The organism is Variovorax cryoconiti (assembly GCF_051216395.1).
In the GTDB taxonomy this organism is placed as follows: domain Bacteria; phylum Pseudomonadota; class Gammaproteobacteria; order Burkholderiales; family Burkholderiaceae_C; genus Variovorax.
This window is the reverse complement of the sequence record NZ_JBPJZI010000010.1, coordinates 70,977-90,656: the sequence shown is the minus strand read 5'-3', so window position 1 is coordinate 90,656 and position 19,680 is coordinate 70,977. Positions and strand designations below refer to the sequence as shown.

20 protein-coding genes are annotated in these 19,680 nt (G+C 66.3%); 9 read left to right on the top strand and 11 right to left on the bottom strand.

Annotated elements, in window-relative coordinates; all coding sequences use genetic code 11:
• Both ACSFA2_RS21215 and ACSFA2_RS21210 read left to right on the top strand, forming a co-directional pair.
• A complete protein-coding gene (locus ACSFA2_RS21215; RefSeq protein WP_435457309.1) occupies positions 1-1,911 on the top strand; it encodes a 3-oxoacyl-[acyl-carrier-protein] synthase III C-terminal domain-containing protein in 1,911 nt (636 codons plus the stop codon).
• A gap of 152 nt (positions 1,912-2,063) precedes the next feature.
• Positions 2,064-2,981 (top strand): DUF6999 family protein, encoded by a 918-nt coding sequence (locus ACSFA2_RS21210; protein WP_435457308.1) that lies wholly within the window; start codon positions 2,064-2,066, stop codon positions 2,979-2,981.
• Positions 2,982-2,984: 3 nt separating this feature from the next.
• On the opposite strand, the gene ACSFA2_RS21205 is transcribed toward ACSFA2_RS21210, so the two are convergent.
• Positions 2,985-3,500 carry a peroxiredoxin gene (locus tag ACSFA2_RS21205; protein ID WP_435457307.1) on the bottom strand — a complete coding sequence of 172 codons (516 nt, stop codon included), beginning with the start codon at positions 3,498-3,500 and terminating at the stop codon, positions 2,985-2,987.
• A gap of 60 nt (positions 3,501-3,560) precedes the next feature.
• On the opposite strand from ACSFA2_RS21205, the gene ACSFA2_RS21200 reads away from it, so the two are divergent.
• Complete coding sequence (locus tag ACSFA2_RS21200; RefSeq protein WP_435457306.1) at positions 3,561-5,153, top strand: phospholipase D family protein; 1,593 nt, start codon at positions 3,561-3,563, stop codon at positions 5,151-5,153.
• A gap of 34 nt (positions 5,154-5,187) precedes the next feature.
• Here the strand turns inward: ACSFA2_RS21200 and ACSFA2_RS21195 are convergent, their stop codons facing one another.
• Positions 5,188-7,257, bottom strand: a complete 2,070-nt coding sequence (locus tag ACSFA2_RS21195) for a sodium-translocating pyrophosphatase (RefSeq protein WP_435457305.1) — start codon at positions 7,255-7,257, stop codon at positions 5,188-5,190.
• A gap of 251 nt (positions 7,258-7,508) precedes the next feature.
• Between ACSFA2_RS21195 and ppa the strand changes: the two genes are divergently transcribed.
• Positions 7,509-8,039, top strand: coding sequence for an inorganic diphosphatase (gene ppa, locus ACSFA2_RS21190; protein ID WP_286646601.1), 531 nt, complete (start codon positions 7,509-7,511; stop codon positions 8,037-8,039).
• Between the two features lie 124 nt (positions 8,040-8,163).
• Here the strand turns inward: ppa and ACSFA2_RS21185 are convergent, their stop codons facing one another.
• From ACSFA2_RS21185 to ACSFA2_RS21175, 3 genes are read right to left on the bottom strand one after another with little or no spacing between them, the layout of a single operon-like run.
• Positions 8,164-8,790 carry a YitT family protein gene (locus ACSFA2_RS21185; RefSeq protein ID WP_435457304.1) on the bottom strand — a complete coding sequence of 209 codons (627 nt, stop codon included), beginning with the start codon at positions 8,788-8,790 and terminating at the stop codon, positions 8,164-8,166.
• Positions 8,791-8,846: 56 nt separating this feature from the next.
• Positions 8,847-10,031, bottom strand: a complete 1,185-nt coding sequence (locus ACSFA2_RS21180; RefSeq protein ID WP_435457303.1) for a GNAT family N-acetyltransferase — start codon at positions 10,029-10,031, stop codon at positions 8,847-8,849.
• Between the two features lie 10 nt (positions 10,032-10,041).
• The gene (locus tag ACSFA2_RS21175; RefSeq protein ID WP_435457302.1) at positions 10,042-10,983 is read right to left on the bottom strand and encodes a DMT family transporter; all 942 of its coding nucleotides are present in this window, start codon (positions 10,981-10,983) and stop codon (positions 10,042-10,044) included.
• Between the two features lie 178 nt (positions 10,984-11,161).
• Here ACSFA2_RS21175 and ACSFA2_RS21170 point away from each other — a divergent pair, with 178 nt between their 5' ends.
• The gene (locus ACSFA2_RS21170; RefSeq protein WP_262076806.1) at positions 11,162-11,500 is read left to right on the top strand and encodes a P-II family nitrogen regulator; all 339 of its coding nucleotides are present in this window, start codon (positions 11,162-11,164) and stop codon (positions 11,498-11,500) included.
• Positions 11,501-11,509: 9 nt separating this feature from the next.
• On the opposite strand, the gene ACSFA2_RS21165 is transcribed toward ACSFA2_RS21170, so the two are convergent.
• From ACSFA2_RS21165 to ACSFA2_RS21140, 6 genes are read right to left on the bottom strand one after another with little or no spacing between them, the layout of a single operon-like run.
• On the bottom strand, positions 11,510-12,100 hold the full coding sequence (locus ACSFA2_RS21165; protein WP_435457301.1) for an LOG family protein: 591 nt from the start codon (positions 12,098-12,100) through the stop codon (positions 11,510-11,512).
• Positions 12,101-12,137: 37 nt separating this feature from the next.
• Positions 12,138-12,539 (bottom strand): diacylglycerol kinase, encoded by a 402-nt coding sequence (locus tag ACSFA2_RS21160; protein WP_435457300.1) that lies wholly within the window; start codon positions 12,537-12,539, stop codon positions 12,138-12,140.
• Positions 12,536-13,081 carry an RDD family protein gene (locus ACSFA2_RS21155; protein ID WP_435457299.1) on the bottom strand — a complete coding sequence of 182 codons (546 nt, stop codon included), beginning with the start codon at positions 13,079-13,081 and terminating at the stop codon, positions 12,536-12,538. Before ACSFA2_RS21155 ends, ACSFA2_RS21160 begins: the two co-directional genes overlap by 4 nt.
• A 16-nt stretch (positions 13,082-13,097) precedes the next feature.
• Positions 13,098-13,838: a DUF3106 domain-containing protein gene (locus ACSFA2_RS21150; RefSeq protein ID WP_435457298.1), complete on the bottom strand. Its 741-nt coding sequence runs from the start codon at positions 13,836-13,838 to the stop codon at positions 13,098-13,100.
• 49 nt (positions 13,839-13,887) lie between these two features.
• On the bottom strand, positions 13,888-14,307 hold the full coding sequence (locus tag ACSFA2_RS21145) for a DUF3619 family protein (protein WP_435457297.1): 420 nt from the start codon (positions 14,305-14,307) through the stop codon (positions 13,888-13,890).
• Positions 14,304-14,870, bottom strand: a complete 567-nt coding sequence (locus ACSFA2_RS21140) for an RNA polymerase sigma factor (protein ID WP_435457296.1) — start codon at positions 14,868-14,870, stop codon at positions 14,304-14,306. The genes ACSFA2_RS21145 and ACSFA2_RS21140 overlap by 4 nt, the downstream gene beginning before the upstream one ends.
• A gap of 283 nt (positions 14,871-15,153) precedes the next feature.
• Between ACSFA2_RS21140 and ACSFA2_RS21135 the strand changes: the two genes are divergently transcribed.
• From ACSFA2_RS21135 to pssA, 4 genes are all read left to right on the top strand, one after another.
• Positions 15,154-16,929, top strand: coding sequence for an acetolactate synthase 3 catalytic subunit (locus tag ACSFA2_RS21135; RefSeq protein ID WP_435457295.1), 1,776 nt, complete (start codon positions 15,154-15,156; stop codon positions 16,927-16,929).
• Positions 16,930-17,064: 135 nt separating this feature from the next.
• On the top strand, positions 17,065-17,556 hold the full coding sequence (gene ilvN / locus ACSFA2_RS21130; protein WP_262076813.1) for an acetolactate synthase small subunit: 492 nt from the start codon (positions 17,065-17,067) through the stop codon (positions 17,554-17,556).
• Complete coding sequence (gene ilvC, locus ACSFA2_RS21125) at positions 17,447-18,616, top strand: ketol-acid reductoisomerase (protein ID WP_435457294.1); 1,170 nt, start codon at positions 17,447-17,449, stop codon at positions 18,614-18,616. The genes ilvN and ilvC overlap by 110 nt, the downstream gene beginning before the upstream one ends.
• Positions 18,617-18,701: 85 nt before the next feature.
• Entirely contained in the window at positions 18,702-19,526 is an 825-nt protein-coding gene (gene pssA / locus ACSFA2_RS21120) for a CDP-diacylglycerol--serine O-phosphatidyltransferase (protein WP_435457293.1), read from the top strand.
• Positions 19,527-19,680: the final 154 nt, after the last annotated feature.

Sequence of the window (19,680 nt, the reverse complement as noted above, 5' to 3'; positions counted from 1 at the left end):
ATGCCCGTTCCCTTTCAACGCGTGTACCTCCAGAGCGCCGGCGCGTTCCTGCCGGGCGCGCCCGTCGACAACGCGCAGATGGACGACTACATCGCGCCGCTCAACCGCCTGTCGCAGCGCATCAAGCGCCGCATCCTGGCCGAGAACGGCATCCGCGAGCGCTACTACGCGATCGACGCCGAAGGACGCACGGTGTTCAGCAATGCGCAGCTCGCGGCCGGCGCGATCCGCGATTGCCTCGTGCGCGGAGGGGCGGACCTGTCGCAGGTGTCGATGCTGGCGAGCGGCTCGTCGGGCGGCGACACGCTGATGCCCGGCTTCGCCAACATGGTCCAGGGCGAACTCGCCGCGCCGCCGATGGAGACGCTGTCGGTGCACGGCATCTGCGCCGCCGGTGTCGGCGCGATCCAGGCCGCGGCGCAGGGCATCGAGCTCGGCGCGCACCGTTGCGCGCTGGCGGTGGCGAGCGAGATGCCGTCGCGCCTTTTCAAACGCTCGCGTTTCGCGGTCCGCGGCTACGAGACCGATTTCGACTCGCACTTCCTGCGCTGGATGCTCTCGGACGGCGCCGGTGCCTTGCTGCTGTCGGACGGGGCGGCACTGGCGGGCGGTCATGGGCTGCGGTTGAAGCTCAAGTGGGTGCACCAGCGTGCGTTCTCCGGCGACTACCCGGTCTGCATGCAGCTCGGGCTCACGGAAGACCGTGAACGCGGCCACCTCGACTTCGGCTCCTGGGCCGAAGCGGAGGCCGCCGGCGCGCTGTCGTTGCGGCAGGACATCCGCCTGCTGCCGCACCTGTTCGACATCGGCATCCACGAGTACGCGCAACTGGTGAAGGACGGCTGGGTCGAGCCGGCGCGCGTCGACCATTTCCTGTGCCACTACTCGTCGGAAAAGTTCATCCCGGTGGTGGAAGACCTGATGGCCAAGGCCGGCCTCGCCATCCCGCGCGAGCGCTGGTACAGCAACCTCGCGTGGCGCGGCAACACGGGCGCGGCGTCCATCCTGATCATGCTGTCGGAGTTCCTGCAGACCCGCACGCTGAAGCCCGGCGAGCAGATCTTCTGCTACGTGCCGGAGTCGGGCCGCTTCATGGCGGCGTACATGCTGCTGGAAGTGGAGGCTGACGATGCGCCTTTGCAGCGCGCGACCGCGCCGCAGGGCAGGGCGATGACGACCGCGGCCGCCATGGAAGACGACGTCATCGCGCCACCGCACGACCCTGCCGCCGGGCCCGAGGGCCTGCGGGACCTGCTCACCGAACTCGCCTCGATCTGGCACGACTACCGCTCGCAGGTCTGGCGCACGCCGCTGGTGCGGCAGATCCGCGAGCGCCGCTTCGCCGTGCCCGACTACCTGAACTGGATGGCGCAGTGGGTGCCGCAGGTGCGCGAGGGCAGCCTGTGGATGCGCGAGGGCGCCGCCTCGCTGACCGGCGACCACCAGGCGCTGGCCGCGCTGATCGACGTGCATGCCGGCGAGGAGCAGAACGATTTCCAGATCCTGTTCGACGACTACCGCAAGGCCGGCGGCACGGTGAGCGACATCGCCGACCTGCGCCGCAACCCCGGTGGCGAGGCGCTCAACGCCTACCTGCACGGGCTGGCCGCGACGACCAACCCGATCGGCCTGCTCGGCGCCATCTACATCATCGAGGGCACGGGCCAGCGCATCGTGCCGGCCCTGCTGCCGTTGCTGAAGGCCTCGCTCAAGCTGCCGCCCGAGGTGTTCCGCTTTCTCGAGTACCACGGCCACAACGACGAACATCACCTGAATCGCTGGTTGATGGCCGTCGAGATGGTGATGGCGCTCGACACCAACGGCCGCGCGCCACGCCAGATCATCGAGACCGCACGCCACACGGCAGCGCTCTATCTGATGCAGTTCCAGCACATCACCGAAAGCCGATGAGATGAAAACCCCACCCCCGAAGCGCCTGCGGCGCCTCCCCCCCAAGGGGGCGCTACCAGCGGCCCGGCAAAGCCGGTTCCGCGGTATCTCTAGCCTTTGCCCGCACCAGCTTCAACGGCTGCGGGTAGTGCGTAGTGCAATGGATCAATGAGATGAACCCACATCCCCCGCCCGACTTCCTGGCGAAGCCGCACGACGAACGCGACCCCAGCCCCTGGCTGGCGCTCTACCTCGACCAGAGCACGCCGCTGCCGGACGACGTCAAGGCGGCCTGGCTGACCGATTCCAGCTCGGCCTCGCGCCAGTTCCTGCTGCCTTTCGTACGCCCGCTGGCGCGCAGCTTCATCATCCTGTTCCAGGTGGTCAAGGTGTTCGTGCCGCGCAACTGGTCGCATTCGGGGCTGCTGCACCGTTTTCTGGCGTGGGGGCTGCAGCACTTCGTGTCGCCCGAGGCCAACTGGCTGATCCTGCGGCACTTCCACCTGGGCTCGCAGGTGCTGGCCTTCATCGGCGCCAACTCGCCCGCGCCGGTGGGCACCAGCCCGCTCGCGCCGATGAGCATCGCCGCGCTCAAGGACGACCTGTTCCTCAAGCACGACCTGAACCTCTTCAACTTCGTGATCCGCCTGAACAAGGCGCTGCGCGAGCAGGGTCTGGAACTGTGCAAGCCCGAGCGCCTCGACTTCTCGATGATTCGCGACCCGGGCCTGACGCTGGAAGACATGCCGCACGGCAAGCTCAACTTTATGGATTTGCAGAGCGCCATCGAGCTATTCACGCCGCTCTACCAGCTGATGCTTACCGACAACGATTTCTGGCGCGCGGCCAATTCGCTGCAGTTGGACGAAACGATCGGCATCTACACCGCGACGCTGCTGGCGGCGCCGGAGCACCTGGTGCTGGTGAACAACAAGCACCCGCTGGTGCCGCTGTCGACGCTGCGGGCCGGGCACCGGCTGGTGATCCACGGCCTGTCGACCGAGATGCTCCACAGCCTGCTCGACCGCTTCCGTCAGGCCCAGGCCGAGGGCACCGCCGTCAACACGACCTCGGGCCCTACCACCGCGTGAGCATCACTTCCGGGCGGACGGGAGTTCCTTGACCGCCGCCAGCACCTTCTCGACGTGCTTGGCCGGGTTCAGGCTTTGGTAGTAGAAGGCAATCGCTCCTGTGGGGGAGATCACGTAGGAGATGCGGTTGGCATACTCCGGGCGGGTCTGCATCAGCGCGTCGAAGGACTTGCTGATGGCCCGGGTCTCGTCGGACGCCACCGGGAACTTGCCCTGGCAGGACTGGCTGGAGAACTTGGCGAGCGTCTCGGGGTCGTCGGTGGACACGCCGATCACTGTGGCACCGACCGCCTTGAAGTCCTCGATGGCTTCGGCGAAGGCATGCGCCTCGATGGAGCAGCCGGTCGAGAAGGCGGCGGGGAAGAAGTACAGCACCACCGGCCCCTTCTTCAAGGCATCGCCCAGCGAGTAGGTGAAGGGCTTGCCGTCGAGCGCCGCGGGGGCGCTGAACTTGGGCGCCGGCTCGCCGATGTCGAGCGCCGCTGCGGCTGGCAGAGACACCCCCAAACAGAGCATCATCAGCGGTATGGAAAACCGTGTCGAAGCAGCCAGCAACATGTTCTCGATCCCCAAACAACAATGACGCGCATCTTATTCCGACGAGCCGTGGCGCGCGTGGCCGGCTGGCTTTCCCTGCTCGGGCTCGTGGCCTTGCTGAGCGCCTGCGGCAGCCTGCCGGCCGTCAAGCACATGCCGCCGACCCTGTCGCTGGCGCCCGACCCGACGACGCCGCTGGCGAAGGTGGTCGCGGCCTCCACCCCGCCCGATGAACATTCCGGCTTCCGCCTCATGCCGCTGGGCGTGTATTCGCTGGACGCACGTATCGAGCTGGCGCGCCGCGCCAAACACACGCTCGACGTGCAGTACTACGTGATCGCCAACGACGGGGCGGGCGGCCTGCTGCTGCGCACGCTGAAGGAAGCGGCGCAGCGTGGCGTGCGCGTGCGTCTGCTGGTGGACGACCTCTACACCGCCAGCACCGACCAGATGCTGCTGGCCATGACGGCGACGCCCAACATCGAGGTGCGGCTGTTCAACCCCTTCTGCTGTGCACGGGGCAGCCTGCCGGGCCGCTTTGCGGCGTCGGTCTTCGACATCTACCGGCTCAACCACCGCATGCACAACAAGCTCTTCATCGCCGATGGCGTGATGAGCGTGATGGGCGGGCGCAACATCGCCGACGAGTACTTCACGCTGAACAGCGCCCAGAACTTCATCGACATGGACGCGCTGGTCGTCGGCAAGGTGATCGAGCAACTGGCCAACATCTTCGACGCCTACTGGAACAGTGAAGAGGTTTACCCCATCGGCGAGATCGTCAAGCCCTACGCCGGCCGCACGGTGATGGAGAGCGATTTCGACGCCCGCGTCGGCATGGGCGCGCCGCCGCCCAAGGTGATCCTGCCGCCGACGGACGTGCTGGGCTACGGGCCGATCGGCGAAGAGCTCGACGAGGGCCGCATCGGCTTCCTCTGGGGCGTGGCCAATGCCGTGGCCGACCCTCCGGCCAAGCTGCGCTACATGACGAGCGACGAGGCCTTCGAGAGCAGCGTGACCGCGCGCTTCTGGCAGCGCCTGCTCACGGCCGAGAACGAGGTGGTGCTGACCTCGCCCTACCTGGTGCCGGGCGAGCGCGGCATGGCCGGCTTCAAGCAGCTGCGCGACTGGGGCGTCGACGTGACGCTGCTGACCAATTCACTGGCCGCCAACGACGAGCCGCTGGTGCACAGCGGCTACGCACGCTATCGAAAGCGACTGCTCGAGGACGGCGTCGACCTGTACGAGCTGAGCCCGGCGCGCACCACGCGCAACAAGCGGCTCGGCGTGTTCGGCAGCTCGCTCGGGCGCCTGCACGCCAAGACGGCAGTGGTCGACAAGCGCCTGATCTTCATCGGCTCGGTCAACCTCGACCCGCGCTCGGCCACGCAGAACACTGAACTCGGCCTGGCCGTGTTCAGCCCGCAGCTGGCGCGCGAGATGCTGCGCATCATCAACATCAGCAAGCTCGAAAGCGCCTACCGGGTGCGACTTGAGCCCAAGACCGGCAAGCTCGAATGGCTGTCGATGGACGAGGACAAGGAGGTCGTGCTGTACGACGAGCCGGAATCGAGCTGGCTGCAGCGTCTGAAGATCAACCTGCTCGGGCCGCTGGTGCCCGAGGATCTGCTGTAGCGCTGCCGGCCGCGCTGCGCTCGCCGCGGCTGCTTCAGCCGCCGTGGAACTTGACCACCAGCGGCACGATCAGCAGCGCGACGATGTTGATGATCTTGATCAGCGGATTGACCGCCGGGCCGGCCGTGTCCTTGTAGGGGTCGCCCACGGTGTCGCCGGTGACGGCCGCCTTGTGCGCGTCGCTGCCCTTGCCGCCGTGGTGGCCGTCCTCGATGTACTTCTTGGCGTTGTCCCACGCGCCGCCGCCGGTGCACATGCTGATGGCGACGAACAGGCCGGTGACGATGGTGCCCATCAGCAGCCCGCCCAGTGCCTTCGGCCCGAGCAGCAGGCCCACCAGGATCGGCACCACCACCGGCAGCAGCGAGGGGATCATCATCTCCTTGATGGCCGCACCGGTCAGCATGCTGACGGCCTTGCCGTACTCCGGCTTGGCGGTGCCTTCCATGATGCCGGGGATGTCGCGGAACTGGCGGCGCACTTCCTCCACCACAGCGCCGGCGGCGCGGCCCACGGCTTCCATCGCCATGGCACCGAACAGGTAGGGGATCAGCCCGCCGATGAAGAGGCCGACGATCACCATCGGGTCGCTCAGGTTGAAGCTGATCGCCTGGCCGTAGCTTTCCAGCTTGTGCGTGTAGTCGGCGAAGAGCACCAGCGAGGCAAGGCCGGCCGAGCCGATGGCGTAGCCCTTGGTCACGGCCTTGGTGGTGTTGCCGACCGCGTCGAGCGGGTCGGTCACGGCGCGCACGCTGGCGGGCAGTTCGGCCATCTCGGCAATGCCCCCGGCGTTGTCGGTGATGGGGCCGTAGGCGTCGAGCGCGACCACGATGCCGGCCATGCTCAGCATGGCGGTGGCGGCCACGGCGATGCCGTAGAGCCCGGCGAGCGAATACGACGCGAGGATCGCGATGCACACGAAGATCACCGGCCAGGCGGTGGACCGCATCGACACGCCGAGCCCCGCGATGATGTTGGTGCCGTGGCCGGTGGTGGAGGCCTGTGCGATGTGCCGCACCGGCTTGTACTGCGTGCCGGTGTAGTACTCGGTGATCCACACCAGCGCGGCCGTCAGCACCAGGCCCACGGCGCAGGCGCCGAACAGCTTCATCGCGCTGCCCGTCGGGGCGATGGCGTTGTCCGGGATGAGCCACTGCGTGACGAAATAGAAGGCGATCAGCGACAGGATGCCCGCCACCGCCAGCCCCTTGTAGAGCGCCGGCATCACGTTGGTCATGCCCGGCGAGGCCTTCACGAAGAAGCAGCCGATGATCGACGCGATGATCGACACGCCGCCCAGTGCCAGCGGGTAAAGCACCGCGTTGACCGGCGCCGCCGCCACCATCAGCGCACCGAGCACCATGGTGGCGATCAGCGTCACCGCATAGGTTTCGAACAGGTCGGCCGCCATGCCGGCGCAGTCGCCGACGTTGTCGCCCACGTTGTCGGCGATCACCGCCGGGTTGCGCGGGTCGTCTTCCGGAATGCCGGCCTCGACCTTGCCCACCAGGTCGGCGCCCACGTCGGCGCCCTTGGTGAAGATGCCGCCGCCGAGCCGCGCAAAGATCGAGATCAGCGACGAGCCAAAGGCGAAGCCGATCAGCGGGTTGAGCAGCGACGACAGGCTCTTGTCGGGTGTCAGGTTGCCGTTGCCGACCAGGAACCAGTAGAAGCCCGTCACGCCCAGCAGCCCGAGCCCCACCACCAGCATGCCGGTGATGGCCCCGCCGCGGAAGGCGACGTCGAGGGCCGGGCCGATGCCTTGCGTGGCCGCCTGCGCGGTGCGCACGTTGGCTCGCACCGACACGTTCATGCCGATGAAGCCGCAGGCGCCCGAGAGCACCGCACCGATGACGAAGCCGACCGCAGTCGTCGCGTCGAGAAATATCCCGATGAGGATGGCCAGCACCAAGCCGACGACGGCGATGGTGATGTACTGCTTGGCCAGGTAGGCCGCTGCGCCTTGCTGGATGGCCGCCGCGATCTCCTGCATGCGCGGGTTGCCGGGGTCTTTGGCGAGGATCCAACTGCGGGCCCACACACCGTAGCCGACGGCGACAAGGCCGCAGACGATGGCGAGGACCAGAGGGGTGTTGCCGATCATGCTTGCATCTCCATTCGTTCGTTGTGACTTGTGGAGACGAAAGCCCAACCCGGTGCGCAACGCGTACGGGTCGAAGCTTCCGTCGCGTTGCTTCCTCGAAGCCTGCGCCGTGGACGGGACGCAGGCCGATTGGCCAACGGGTGCAATTTACAGGCAAATGTCACAACCTGTGCCATTCAATGCAGGTGCGGAAAGTAAACTGCGGGTTTCTCCGCATCCCGCCCCAACTTTCAAACTACAGCGACAACACCATGTCTTTCGACAAAGTCTCTCCCGGCAAGAACGTTCCCGATGCCTTCAACGTGGTCATCGAGATTCCGATGAACTCGGACCCGATCAAGTACGAAGTGGACAAGGAGTCGGGCGCGCTCTTCGTCGACCGCTTCATGACGACGGCGATGTACTACCCGGCCAACTACGGCTACGTGCCGCAGACCCTGAGCGGCGACGGCGACCCGGTCGACGTGCTGGTGATCGCGCCGTACCCGCTGCTGCCCGGCGTGGTCGTGCCCTGCCGTCCGCTCGGCATCCTGATGATGGAAGACGAAGCCGGCGTCGACGGCAAGGTGCTGGCCGTGCCGACCACCAAGGTGCTGCCGATCTACAGCCACTGGAAGTCGATCGACGACGTGAACCCGATGCGCCTGAAGGCCATCAGCCACTTCTTCGAGCACTACAAGGACCTGGAAGAGGGCAAGTGGGTCAAGATCCTCGGCTGGGAAGGCATCGATTCCGCCAAGAAGGAAATCACCGACGGTCTCGCGAACTACGGCAAGAAGTAAGCTGGGCGTGCCCCGCGGCGGCCCCGGCCCGGATGCCAGGGCACCCGCGGAACTGGCTCTGCCAGGCCGCCGGGAGCCCCCTTGAGGGGGAGGCGCCGAAGGCGCATCGGGGGTGGGTCTCAGCCTACATACCGAGGTAGCGACCGGGGCGGTGGTTGATGGCCAGCACGATGTTGAGCGCCACCGCACCGAGGATCGAGTACAGCACGCGCATCGGCTCGATCGAGAACAGCGCCAGCAGCACGATGGCGCAGTCGACGCCCATCTGCACCTTGCCGGCGCGCCAGCCGAAGCGGTCCTGCAGCCACAACGCCAGCACGCCGATGCCACCCAGGCTGCACTTGTGGCGGAACAAGATCAGGAAGCCGGTGCCGGTGATCAGTCCCCCCACCAGCGCCGCATACACCGGCTGCAGCGAGGCGAAAGCCAGCAACTGCGACTGCAGCGTCGTCAGGGCCGACAGCAACGCGATTGCGATGAAGGTCTTGACCGTGAACGCCACACCCATCTTCCGCCAGGCGAGCCAGTAGAAGGGCAGGTTGAGCACGAAGAACAGCGGACCGAAGCCGATGCCTGTCGCGTAGTGCAGCAGGAAGGCCAGGCCTGCGGTGCCGCCGGTCAAGAGGCCGGCCGTGGTGAAGAAGGCGATGCCGACCGAGATCAGCAGCGTGCCGCTCGCCACGGCAAGCGCGTCTTCGGCGAGGGTGTGCTTCTGGGGGAGGGACTCGTCGGTGTCGATGGCGGCGCTCATCGGGCAAGTGTCGCTCGGTCGGGCGCCATCGCGATGCGCCAGCGCAAGAGTGCGCGTCAGCCCTGCGACTTGAACGGGCTGCGCTCGTCCAGATGCTGCATGTAGCTCTCGATGCCCTCGCCCTCACGCTCGAGGAAGCGCTCGACCGCATCGGCGAAAGCTGGATGCGCCAGCCAGTGGGCGCTGGTGGTCTTCACCGGCATCAGGGCGCGCGCCATCTTGTGCTCGCCCTGCGCGCCGCCTTCGAAGCGCTGCACGCCGTGGTCGATGCACCAGGCCAGCGGCTGGTAGTAGCAGGCGTCGAAGTGCAGGCAATCGACGCGCTCCAGCGCCCCCCAGTAGCGGCCGTAGGCGGCCTGCGGTGCAGCGCCGTCGACAGCGTCGACCGACAGCGCGATCAGGCTGGCGGCGATGGCCTTGCCGTCGCGCTCGGCGACGAAGAGCAGCCAGGCCTGGGGCAGCGTGTCGGCCATGCGCTGGAAGAAGTCGCGGCTCAGGTAGGGCGCATTGCCGTGCTCACGATAGGTGCGGGCGTAGCAGCGATAGAAGAAGTCCCAGTCGGTGGCCGAGATGTCGCCGCCGCGGGCCCATCGGAAGCTCACGCCGGCATCGGCGACCTTGCGGCGCTCCTGCCGGATCTTCTTGCGCTTGTCGTGCGAGAGGCTCGCGAGGAAGGCCTCGAAGTCGGCATAGGCTGCGGCGCATTCGCTGTTCTGGTTCGACCAGTGGAACTGCACCGTGTTGCGCAGCATCAGGCCGTGGTCGGCGCAGGCGGCGATGTCTTCGTCGGCACCGAAGAGCAGGTGCAGCGACGAGAGCTCGGCCTCCTTGCAGAACTGCACGAGCCCTTGCACCAGCAGCGCGCGGCTGTCGGCGTCGCGCGCCAGCAGGCGGGTACCGGATACGGGCGTGAAGGGCACGGCAACCAGGGCCTTCGGGTAGTAGGCGAGCCCGTGCTGTTCGTACGCGTTGGCCCAGGCCCAGTCGAACACGTACTCGCCGTAGGAGTGGTCCTTGATGTAGAGCGGGCAGGCCGCGATGATCGTCTTGCCGCGCCACAGCGTTGCGAACTGCGGCGTCCAGCCGTGTTCCGGCGTCGCGCTGCCGCTGCGGTGCAGCGCGTCGAGGTATTCGTGGCGCATGAAGGGGCTGGGCGCAGCCTGCATTGCGAGCAGGGCGTTCCAGGCCTCGGCGTCGATCTCGCCGGGGGCTGCGTGGAGTCGGAGAACGGGCTGGGCCATGGGATGCGTTTCAGTGCTTTCGCGCGCCGAGGTATTCGGCGATGTAGATGCCGCCCAGCACGAGCGCCAGCGCCACCGCGTGGTAGGCCGACAGCGGCTCGCCCAGCACCATCACGGCGAGCAGGGGGCCGAAAATCGGCACCAGGTTCATGAACATGCCGGCGCGGGCCGGGCCGATGAGGGCGACGGCCTGCATGAAAGTCAGTTGCGAGATGAAGGAGGGCAGCAGCCCGATGAACAGCACCAGCAGCCAGCCCTTGGCGCTCGGCAGGTAGGACTGGCCCATCGCGATCTCGGCGACCACGAAAGGCACGGAGACGACGGCGGCGACGGCGGCCAGCGCCGCGAAGAACACGATGGCCGGCACGGCGGGGCGTTGCCGCAGTCCGAGCGCGAAGCCGGCATACAGCACGCAGGCGATGACGATCCATACGTCGCCGATGTTGAACTTCAGCGCCGCCAGCCGAGCCAGTTCGCCCTGCGAGGCGACGACCGCAATGCCGCCCATGGTCAGCACCGCGCCGATGATCTGGAGACCCGTGATGCGGGTGCGGTAGAGAATGAGGCTGCCGATCAGCACGAGCACTGGAATGGTGCCCTGGATGATCGCGATGTTGATCGCTGTGGTGTGGTGCGCAGCGGCGTAGAAGAGCGCGTTGAAGCCCGTGAAACCGAGTGCACCCATCAGCGCGATGGAGCGCCAGCGCGGCAAGAGGCTGCGCCAGTGCGTCGCGATCTGCGCGCGCGCCGTCAGCGCCAGCGCGATGCAGCAGACGCTCCAGCGCAAGCAGGTCAGCAGCATCGGCGGGATCTCGCCGACCGCCAGCCGCGCCGCCACGGCGTTCGCGCCCCAGGTCAGCATGGTGAAGACGAGCAGGACGTAGGCCTGGCTGTTGACCCAGTGGAAGCAGGAGCCGAGGACGGAAGAGGTGCCGGAGAAGCTAGCGCGCATCGCAGGGTGAGCGTACCAGTCCACACGCGTGCGTGCTCCGGTGGCGGGCATCGCACAAAGGCGGTGCGCAGCCCTGGAGACGCGCTGGGGGTATTCGCATCGAAGGACGTGGCGGGGGCGGGTATTGGCGTTACGCTATCGACCAATCGATTCAACGAAACCGCAGGAAGACAAGCCCATGAAACTCATCACTGTCATCGTCAAACCTTTCAAGCTCGACGACGTGCGCGAGGCCTTGGCGGAAGTCGGCGTGTCCGGGCTCACGGTGACCGAGGTCAAGGGCTTCGGCCGACAGAAGGGCCACACCGAACTCTACCGCGGCGCGGAGTATGTGGTGGACTTCCTGCCGAAGATGAAGATCGAGGTGGTGGTCAACGAAGGCGAGGTCGAGCGCTGCGTCGAGGCGATCGTCAGCGCCGCACGCACCGGCAAGATCGGCGACGGCAAGATCTTCGTCACCGAGGTCGAGCGCGTGGTGCGCATCCGCACCGGCGAAGAGGGCGAATCGGCCGTCTGAACGCCTGGCTCAGAGCACTTCGGCCAGGCGGTCCCCGCCGCCGTGGCGGCCCGCTTCGTCGATCAGCGCTTCGAGCAGCGGGGCGGTCTCGGTGCCGCTGCGGACGAGCCCCATCTGCCAGTCGCCCATGAGCCCCTCGCGCACGCAGTTCGCCAGGAAGGCAAGCAGGCCGTCGTAGTAGCCGGCGCTGTTGAGAATGCCGACCGGCTTGTCGTGGTAGCCGAGCTGGCGCCAGGTCCAGACCTCGAACAGTTCCTCGAAGGTGCCGATGCCGCCCGCCATCGCAAGGAAGGCGTCGGCCCGCTCGCCCATCATGGCCTTGCGTTCGTGCATCGTGTCGACGATGTGCAGTTCGTCGCACAGCGTGTTGGCAAGTTCTTTGTCGACCAGGGCCTTGGGGATGATGCCGACCACGCGACCCCCGGCCTGGCGCGTGGCCTCGGCCACGGTGCCCATCAGGCCGGTGCGGCCGCCGCCGTAGACCAGCTGGCCGCCGCGTTCGCCGATCCAGCGGCCGACGGCTTGGGCCACGTGGGTGAATTCGGGGCGCTCACCGGGTCGGGAGCCGCAATAGACGCAAATCGAGAAAGCAGGAGTCATGGGTTCGATCATGCCGTGGCTGCGTGACGCATGCCGTTCAAGGGGTGGCGACCGCGAAGCGCTGCCAGAGCGCGGCCAGCCAGACAGCGCTGCACAGGAGGATCGACAGCAGCACTGCGGCGCTGCCCAGGTCCTTGGCCGTCTTGGAAAAGCTGTGCCATTCGGGGCCGATGCGGTCGATCGCCGCTTCGATGCCGCTGTTGAGCAGCTCGACGATCAGCACCAGCACCACCAGGGCCGCCAATAGCGCGGTCTCGACCCAGCTGCGTCCGACCCAGAAGGCTGCCGGCAGCATGACGACGGCGCAGGCCACCTCCTGGCGGAAGGCCGCCTCCTTCCAGCCGGCCCGGAAGCCGTCCAGCGAGATGAACACGGCGTGCCAGACGCGGGCGATGCCGCGTCGTGTCTTTTGCGGGTTGACAGGGGCCGGGGTGCTCATCGGCGGCTCATCGGACGCGACGTGATGAGCCGCGTGCCGGCCCAGGCGTCGTGCCAGAACTGTTTCCGCGGATGGAAGCGCGCCAGCAGCGCCCACACCACCACCCAGCCGCCGATGAGCAGGGCGGACTCGGCGCCCGACAACTTGAACGGTGCGATGGCCGCGAGCGGCGGCAGGAACCAGACCCAGCTCAGCAGGTAGCGCGCCAGGGCCCGGCCCTGCGTGACGGGGTGGCCGTCGCGGTCGACCATGCGGATGTTCCAGGTCTTCATCGCCAGTGTCTGGCCCTTGGCCCAGAACCAGACGAAATACACGCCGAACACCACGAAGAGAAAGGCCTGCAGCAGGTGCCGGCGCGAATCCATGGCGTCGCGCATCTGGCCGAGCGTGCTGAACAACCAGCCCGCCACGAAGACGACGGCGAAGAGGAGCATGCCTTCATAGAGCCAGCAGGCCATGCGGCGCCACAGCCCGGGCGTCTGCATCGCTGGCGCACTGGCCGGCCCGCCGGAGACGGCGGCGGCAGGGGAACTCGGATTCATCGACGAAACGGGGGGATCAGGGCAGGGGCGGTACCACGGGTGCCGGCGGCGACATGGCGGGCGTCGGAGCCGACGCTTCGACGGGAGCCGAAGGTGTCGCGATCATAGGCGCTGGCGCCACGGCTTCGGCCGGCGGCGCCAGCTGGATGCGCGCACTGTGCTGCCCCTTGATGGCCTCGGTCGGGAGCGGCACCAGCTTCTGGGCGGGCACCGGCCGGATCGTGCCGGCCGCGCCGGGTGGGCGCGGCGCGGCGCTTTCGGCCAGGCGACGCTTTTCCTCGGGTGTCAGGGCCTGGTAGGCCTCCCATTTGGCCTTGCGTTCGTCCGCCGGCACCTGCTTGACTTCGGCGAAGTTGAATCGCGCCTGGTCGCGCTGCTGCCGGCTCAGGGCGGTCCATTCCGTCATGCGACTGTGCAGCGTCGCCTTTTCCGCCGGCGACAGCTTGGCGTGGTTGCGCGACAAGGTGAGCCATTTGCGTTTGTGGCCTTCGCTCAGGGCATCCCAATCGGTGGCCAGCGGTTGCAGGGCCTGCTGCTGCTTGGCGCTCAGGTCGCGCCAGAGTGGCTTGGCCAGGGGTTTGGCCGGCGAAGCCGCTGGCGCAGGTGCGCTCGATGGTGCCTGGGCCTGCACCTGCCCGACCGAAACGGTCGCGGCCACCCACAACAGCATCGTGCCCACGAGCCACGCTGCGCTGCGCGTGCGTGGCCGTCGCGGCAGGCGCACGCAACGTGCATCGGGGGCGTGGTCGGACGTCATGCAGGCGGAACGGGGCGGGAGGTCAGCGCGGAGGGGAGAAAAGGACCCATCAGCGGCTCGGGCTGCCTTCGGTCTTCAGGAACTGCGCGAACCCCGGGTCGGTGTAGGCGGCGGGTGGCAGGTCATCGGTGAGGAGGGCGGAGTCGACCTCCGCCAGTTCCTTGAAGCGTTGATCCTCCTGCCAGACGCTGATGCTGACGAGCCCGACCACCAGGGCCACCAGCGGAAGAACGGCGCCGAAGCGGTTCCACCAGACGCTGCCGAGCACCGCAGCGCCACCCGCACCGACCACCACGGCCGCAGGACGGTCGGTCTGTTTGCGACGGAGCACGGCCTGGGCGCGCGCCACGCGCAAGCGCTCGCTGATGTCATGCGGCATCGCAGCGGTGCCGGCGGACAGGTGTGCGGCCACACGGTGGCCAAATTGCGCCTCTGCGGCGTCGTTGGCGGAAGAAATCGAGCGGTTCATAGTGAAATTCCCTTGGCTTTGAGCGCTTTGCTCAGCGCATGGACCGCGCGCGAACAATGGGTCTTGACACTGCCTTCGGAGCAGCCCATGGCGGCCGCGGTCTCGGCGACGTCCATTTCCTCCCAGTAACGCATCAGGAAAGCCTCGCGTTGACGGCCCGGCAAAGCCGCGATCTGTTCTTCGATTTCGTGGAAAACCTGGGCGCGTCGCGTGGTGTCTTCGGCGCTCTCCGTTTCAAGGGAGTCGGTGGGCGAGACAAAGTTCTCGAGGAGGTCGAAATCGCCGCCGTCGTCGGCGGACTCGAAGTCGCTCATGTTGGAGAACAGGGCGCGGCGTGTCTTTTGCCGCCGGAACCAGTCGAGCGTGCAGTTCGAGAGGATGCGCTGGAACAGCATCGGCAACTCGTTGGCCGGCTTGTCGCCGTAGTGTTCGGCCAGCTTCATCATGCTGTCCTGCACGATGTCGAGTGCCGCTTCCTCGTCCCGCACGTGGTAGACCGAGCGCTTGAAGGCGCGGCGTTCCACACTTTTCAGGAAATCGGACAGTTCTTTTTCGGTGGCCAAGGACAGGGGCGCATCGGGCGCCAAAAGGTGGGCTTTCCCCCGTGGGGAGGGTTCATTCTTGTCGGCCCGGATTATCGCATCGGCCCCTTCCGTGGCGTGCCCACCACGGCCGGCGGGCCGGGGGTGCCATAATCCGCGTTGCAATTCACACAGGCAAACGGGTCACTGCCCGGCGGAAACATCAGTCCGCTCATGGCTTTGGCCTCAAGTTCCGACGCGGTCTCACAAGGGCTGGCAAGGGGCACCCAAGGTTTTTCGTTCCCGAAAACTCGAAAGGTTCATCATGGAAATCTCCAAGGCGGAGATCGCCTCCGCAGCTGCGGCTGCCGGCGGACAATCGCAAGAACTCATGGGCGCGGAGGTGCTGATCAAGGCCCTCCAGGCCGAAGGCGTCGAGTACGTCTGGGGCTACCCCGGCGGCGCGGTGCTCTACATCTACGACGCGCTCTACAAGCAGAACACCATCCAGCATGTGCTGGTACGCCACGAACAGGCGGCCGTGCACGCGGCGGATGGCTTTGCGCGCGCCACTGGCGAAGTCGGTGTGGCACTGGTCACTTCCGGTCCCGGCCTGACCAATGCGGTCACCGGCATCGCGACGGCCTACATGGACTCGATCCCGATGGTGATCATCTCGGGCCAGGTCCCGACGGCGGCGATCGGACTCGATGCGTTCCAGGAATGCGACACGGTCGGCATCACGCGACCGATCGTCAAGCACAACTTCCTCGTCAAGGATCCCAAGGATCTGGCGATGACCATGAAGAAGGCGTTCCACATCGCGCGCACCGGCCGGCCCGGCCCGGTGGTGGTCGACGTGCCGAAGGACGTGTCGTTCAAGAAGATCACGTACACCGGCTATCCCGACAAGGTCGAGATGCGCTCGTACAACCCGGTGAAGAAGGGCCACGGCGGGCAGATCCGCAAGGCGCTGCAACTGCTGCTCAACGCCAAGCGGCCGTACATCTACACCGGCGGCGGCGTGTTGCTGGGTAACGCGACGAACGAGCTGCGCGCACTGGTCGACATGCTGGGCTACCCGGTCACCAACACGCTGATGGGCCTGGGCGCCTACCCGGCCAGCGACCGCAAGTTCCTGGGCATGCTGGGCATGCACGGCACCATCGAAGCCAACAACGCGATGCAAAATTGCGACGTGCTGCTGGCCGTGGGGGCGCGCTTCGACGACCGCGTGATCGGCAACCCCAAGCACTTTGCCCAGAACGAACGCAAGATCATCCATATTGACATCGACCCGTCGAGCATTTCGAAGCGGGTGAAGGTCGACATCCCGATCGTCGGCGACGTCAAGGACGTGCTGACCGAGCTGATCTCGATGATCCGCGAGGCTTCGCAGAAGCCCGATGCCGGTGCGCTGGCCGACTGGTGGAAGACCATCGAGGCCTGGCGCAGCAAGGACTGCCTGGCCTACGACCGCGGCAACCAGGACGTGATCAAGCCGCAGTACGTGGTCGAGACGCTCTGGACCATGACCAAGGACGCCGACGCGTACATCACGTCCGACGTCGGCCAGCACCAGATGTGGGCCGCGCAGTACTACCGTTTCGACGAGCCGCGCCGCTGGATCAACTCGGGCGGCCTGGGCACCATGGGCGTGGGCATCCCCTATGCCATGGGCATCAAGCTGGCCAAGCCGGAATCCGAGGTGTTCACCATCACCGGCGAGGGCTCGGTGCAGATGTGCATCCAGGAACTGTCGACCTGCCTGCAATACAACACCCCCATCAAGATCTGCGCCCTGAACAACCGCTACCTGGGCATGGTGCGCCAGTGGCAGGAGATCGAGTACTCCGGCCGTTACAGCCACAGCTACATGGACGCGCTGCCCAACTTCGTGAAGCTGGCCGAGGCCTATGGCCACGTGGGCATGCTGATCGAGCGGCCGCAGGACGTGGAGCCCGCGCTGCGCGAGGCGCGCAAGCTCAAGGACCGCACGGTGTTCATGGACTTCCGCACCGACCCGACCGAGAACGTGTTCCCGATGGTCAAGGCGGGTGCCGGCATCACCGAGATGCTGTTGGGTTCGGAAGACCTCTAGCGCGAGCCAGAGCGAAGCCACAAGTCCCCGTGTCCGAAGGACCGGGTTTCAACTTTTAATCGACGAATCTATTGTCCGCCGAGCCCGCGCATTACCGTGCGCGGGGGAGGGCGGCGAAAAGAGGAGTTCGCACACATGAAACACATCATCGCTGTCCTGCTGGAAAACGAGCCCGGAGCGCTGTCCCGCGTGGTGGGCCTGTTCTCGGCCCGCGGCTACAACATCGAATCGCTGACCGTGGCGCCGACCGAGGACCCGAGCCTCTCGCGCATGACCATCGTGACGGCCGGTTCGGACGACGTGATCGAGCAGATCACCAAGCACCTGAATCGCTTGATCGAAGTGGTCAAGGTTGTCGACCTGACCGAGGGTTCCTACACCGAGCGCGAGCTCATGATGGTGAAGGTGCGCGCGGTCGGCAAGGAGCGCGAGGAGATGATGCGCATGGCGGAGATCTTCCGCGGCCGCATCATCGACGTGACCGATAAGAGCTACACCATCGAGCTCACCGGCGACCATGGCAAGAACGATGCCTTCCTCGAGGCGATCGATCGCAGTGCCATTCTCGAAACCGTCCGCACCGGTGCCAGCGGCATCGGGCGCGGCGAGCGCATCCTGCGCGTCTAGTTTTCAGTTCAACACCCACCAACGAGTCAACGAAGGAGCAATCATGAAGGTTTATTACGACAAGGACGCGGACCTGAGCCTGATCAAGGGCAAGACCGTCGCGATCATCGGCTACGGCTCGCAAGGCCACGCCCACGCCCAAAATCTGAACGACAGCGGCGTGAAGGTCGTGGTCGGCCTGCGCAAGGGCGGCGCTTCGTGGCCCAAGGTCGAGAAGGCCGGCCTGAAGGTTGCCGAAGTCGCCGACGCGGTGAAGGCTGCCGACATCGTCATGATCCTGTTGCCCGACGAGCAAATCGCCAACGTCTACAAGAACGACGTGGCCCCGAACATCAAGGAAGGCGCATCGCTCGTTTTCGCGCACGGTTTCAACGTGCACTACGGCTTCGTGCAGCCGCGCGCCGACCTCGACGTCTGGATGGTCGCTCCCAAGGCCCCGGGTCACACCGTGCGCAGCACCTACACGCAAGGTGGCGGCGTGCCCCACCTCGTGGCGGTGCACCAGGACAAGAGCGGCAAGGCCCGTGACCTGGCCCTGAGCTACGCCACCGCCAACGGCGGCGGCAAGGCCGGCATCATCGAGACCAACTTCCGCGAAGAGACCGAGACCGACCTGTTCGGCGAACAAGCCGTGCTGTGCGGCGGCACGGTCGAACTGATCAAGGCCGGTTTCGAGACGCTGGTGGAAGCCGGCTACGCGCCCGAGATGGCGTATTTCGAATGCCTGCACGAGCTCAAGCTGATCGTCGACCTGATCTATGAAGGCGGCATCGCCAACATGAACTACTCGATCTCGAACAACGCCGAGTACGGCGAATACGTGACGGGCCCGCGCATCATCACCGACGAGACCAAGAAGGTCATGAAGCAGGTGCTCAAGGACATCCAGACCGGCGAATACGCCAAGAGCTTCGTGCTGGAAGCCGCTGCCGGCCAGCCGGCGCTGATCAGCCGTCGCCGTATCAACGCCGAGCACCAGATCGAGGTGGTCGGTGCCCAGCTGCGCCAGATGATGCCCTGGATCATGAAGAACAAGCTGGTCGACCAGACCAAGAACTGACCGTTCTCCACGCTGCTCTGGCCACCGTTCGCGGTGGCCTTTTTCTTTCCGGGCGCACCTGAGGCCTGCACTAAACTGCCGACAAATGCACGACGACACCCTTCCCGACGAGATCCAGCCGCGCAAGCGCCGCAAGGGCATCTACATCCTGCCCAACCTTTTCACGCTGGCCGCGCTGTTCGGTGGCTTCTATTCGATCGTGATGGCCATGAACGCGCGCTTCGACCTCGCCGCGCTGGGTGTGTTCGCGGCGATGGTGCTCGACAGCCTGGATGGGCGCGTCGCACGCATGACCAACACGCAGAGCGCGTTCGGCGAGCAGATGGATTCGCTGTCGGACATGGTGTCCTTCGGGGCTGCGCCGGCGCTCATCGCTTACGAGTGGTCGCTCAAGGGCCTGGGGCGCTGGGGCTGGATCGCTGCCTTCGTCTACTGCGCCTGCGCGGCCTTGCGACTGGCGCGCTTCAACGTGAACACCGGCGTGGTCGACAAGCGCTGGTTCCAGGGCCTGCCGTCACCTGCGGCGGCAGCGCTCGTCGCCGGCTTCATCTGGCTCATGACCGAGTGGGGCAAGCGCGGCGGCGAAGTGCTGTACCTCTCGTGGACCCAGATCACCTGGGTCACCTTTGCCTTCACGCTGTACGCCGGGCTGTCGATGGTGACCAACGCGCCGTTCTACAGCTTCAAGGACATCCAGATGAAGAAGAGCGTGCCCTTCGCGGCCATCGTGCTCATCGCGCTGGGCATCGCCGTGATCAACATCCATCCGCCGACGGTGCTCTTTGGTGTGTTCGTCGCCTACGGCCTGAGCGGCTACGTGGTTTATGGCTGGCGCAAGGCCAAGGGGCAGCCGGCGAGCGTGATCAGTATTTCTACCGACGAGCCGGACGAGCGCGGCCTGCACAACTGAGCGCAGGCTGTGCTACATTGGCGCTTCTCATGAACAAGATTTCGCTGGCCCTACTACTCATCCCCTTCGGGCGGAGACGGTAGCGCACGCGCATCCCTCACCACGGCCCGTTCGCACCAGCAACGGGCCGTTTTGTTTGGGGTTGCTGGTGGTC

Excerpts from the sequence above, each read along its gene's own strand:
- pssA (WP_435457293.1), top strand. The coding sequence starts at position 18,702 with ATGCACGACGACACCCTTCCCGACGAGATCCAGCCGCGCAAGCGCCGC.
- ilvC (WP_435457294.1), top strand. The coding sequence starts at position 17,447 with ATGGCAAGAACGATGCCTTCCTCGAGGCGATCGATCGCAGTGCCATTC.
- ACSFA2_RS21175 (WP_435457302.1), bottom strand. The coding sequence starts at position 10,983 with ATGCGCGCTAGCTTCTCCGGCACCTCTTCCGTCCTCGGCTCCTGCTTC.
- ACSFA2_RS21210 (WP_435457308.1), top strand. The coding sequence starts at position 2,064 with ATGAACCCACATCCCCCGCCCGACTTCCTGGCGAAGCCGCACGACGAA.
- ACSFA2_RS21145 (WP_435457297.1), bottom strand. The coding sequence starts at position 14,307 with ATGAACCGCTCGATTTCTTCCGCCAACGACGCCGCAGAGGCGCAATTT.
- ACSFA2_RS21200 (WP_435457306.1), top strand. The coding sequence starts at position 3,561 with ATGACGCGCATCTTATTCCGACGAGCCGTGGCGCGCGTGGCCGGCTGG.
- ACSFA2_RS21195 (WP_435457305.1), bottom strand. The coding sequence starts at position 7,257 with ATGATCGGCAACACCCCTCTGGTCCTCGCCATCGTCTGCGGCCTTGTC.
- ACSFA2_RS21185 (WP_435457304.1), bottom strand. The coding sequence starts at position 8,790 with ATGAGCGCCGCCATCGACACCGACGAGTCCCTCCCCCAGAAGCACACC.
- ACSFA2_RS21150 (WP_435457298.1), bottom strand. The coding sequence starts at position 13,838 with ATGACGTCCGACCACGCCCCCGATGCACGTTGCGTGCGCCTGCCGCGA.
- ACSFA2_RS21155 (WP_435457299.1), bottom strand. The coding sequence starts at position 13,081 with ATGAATCCGAGTTCCCCTGCCGCCGCCGTCTCCGGCGGGCCGGCCAGT.
- ACSFA2_RS21170 (WP_262076806.1), top strand. The coding sequence starts at position 11,162 with ATGAAACTCATCACTGTCATCGTCAAACCTTTCAAGCTCGACGACGTG.
- ilvN (WP_262076813.1), top strand. The coding sequence starts at position 17,065 with ATGAAACACATCATCGCTGTCCTGCTGGAAAACGAGCCCGGAGCGCTG.
- ACSFA2_RS21165 (WP_435457301.1), bottom strand. The coding sequence starts at position 12,100 with ATGACTCCTGCTTTCTCGATTTGCGTCTATTGCGGCTCCCGACCCGGT.
- ACSFA2_RS21205 (WP_435457307.1), bottom strand. The coding sequence starts at position 3,500 with ATGATGCTCTGTTTGGGGGTGTCTCTGCCAGCCGCAGCGGCGCTCGAC.
- ACSFA2_RS21160 (WP_435457300.1), bottom strand. The coding sequence starts at position 12,539 with ATGAGCACCCCGGCCCCTGTCAACCCGCAAAAGACACGACGCGGCATC.
- ppa (WP_286646601.1), top strand. The coding sequence starts at position 7,509 with ATGTCTTTCGACAAAGTCTCTCCCGGCAAGAACGTTCCCGATGCCTTC.
- ACSFA2_RS21135 (WP_435457295.1), top strand. The coding sequence starts at position 15,154 with ATGGAAATCTCCAAGGCGGAGATCGCCTCCGCAGCTGCGGCTGCCGGC.
- ACSFA2_RS21215 (WP_435457309.1), top strand. The coding sequence starts at position 1 with ATGCCCGTTCCCTTTCAACGCGTGTACCTCCAGAGCGCCGGCGCGTTC.
- ACSFA2_RS21180 (WP_435457303.1), bottom strand. The coding sequence starts at position 10,031 with ATGGCCCAGCCCGTTCTCCGACTCCACGCAGCCCCCGGCGAGATCGAC.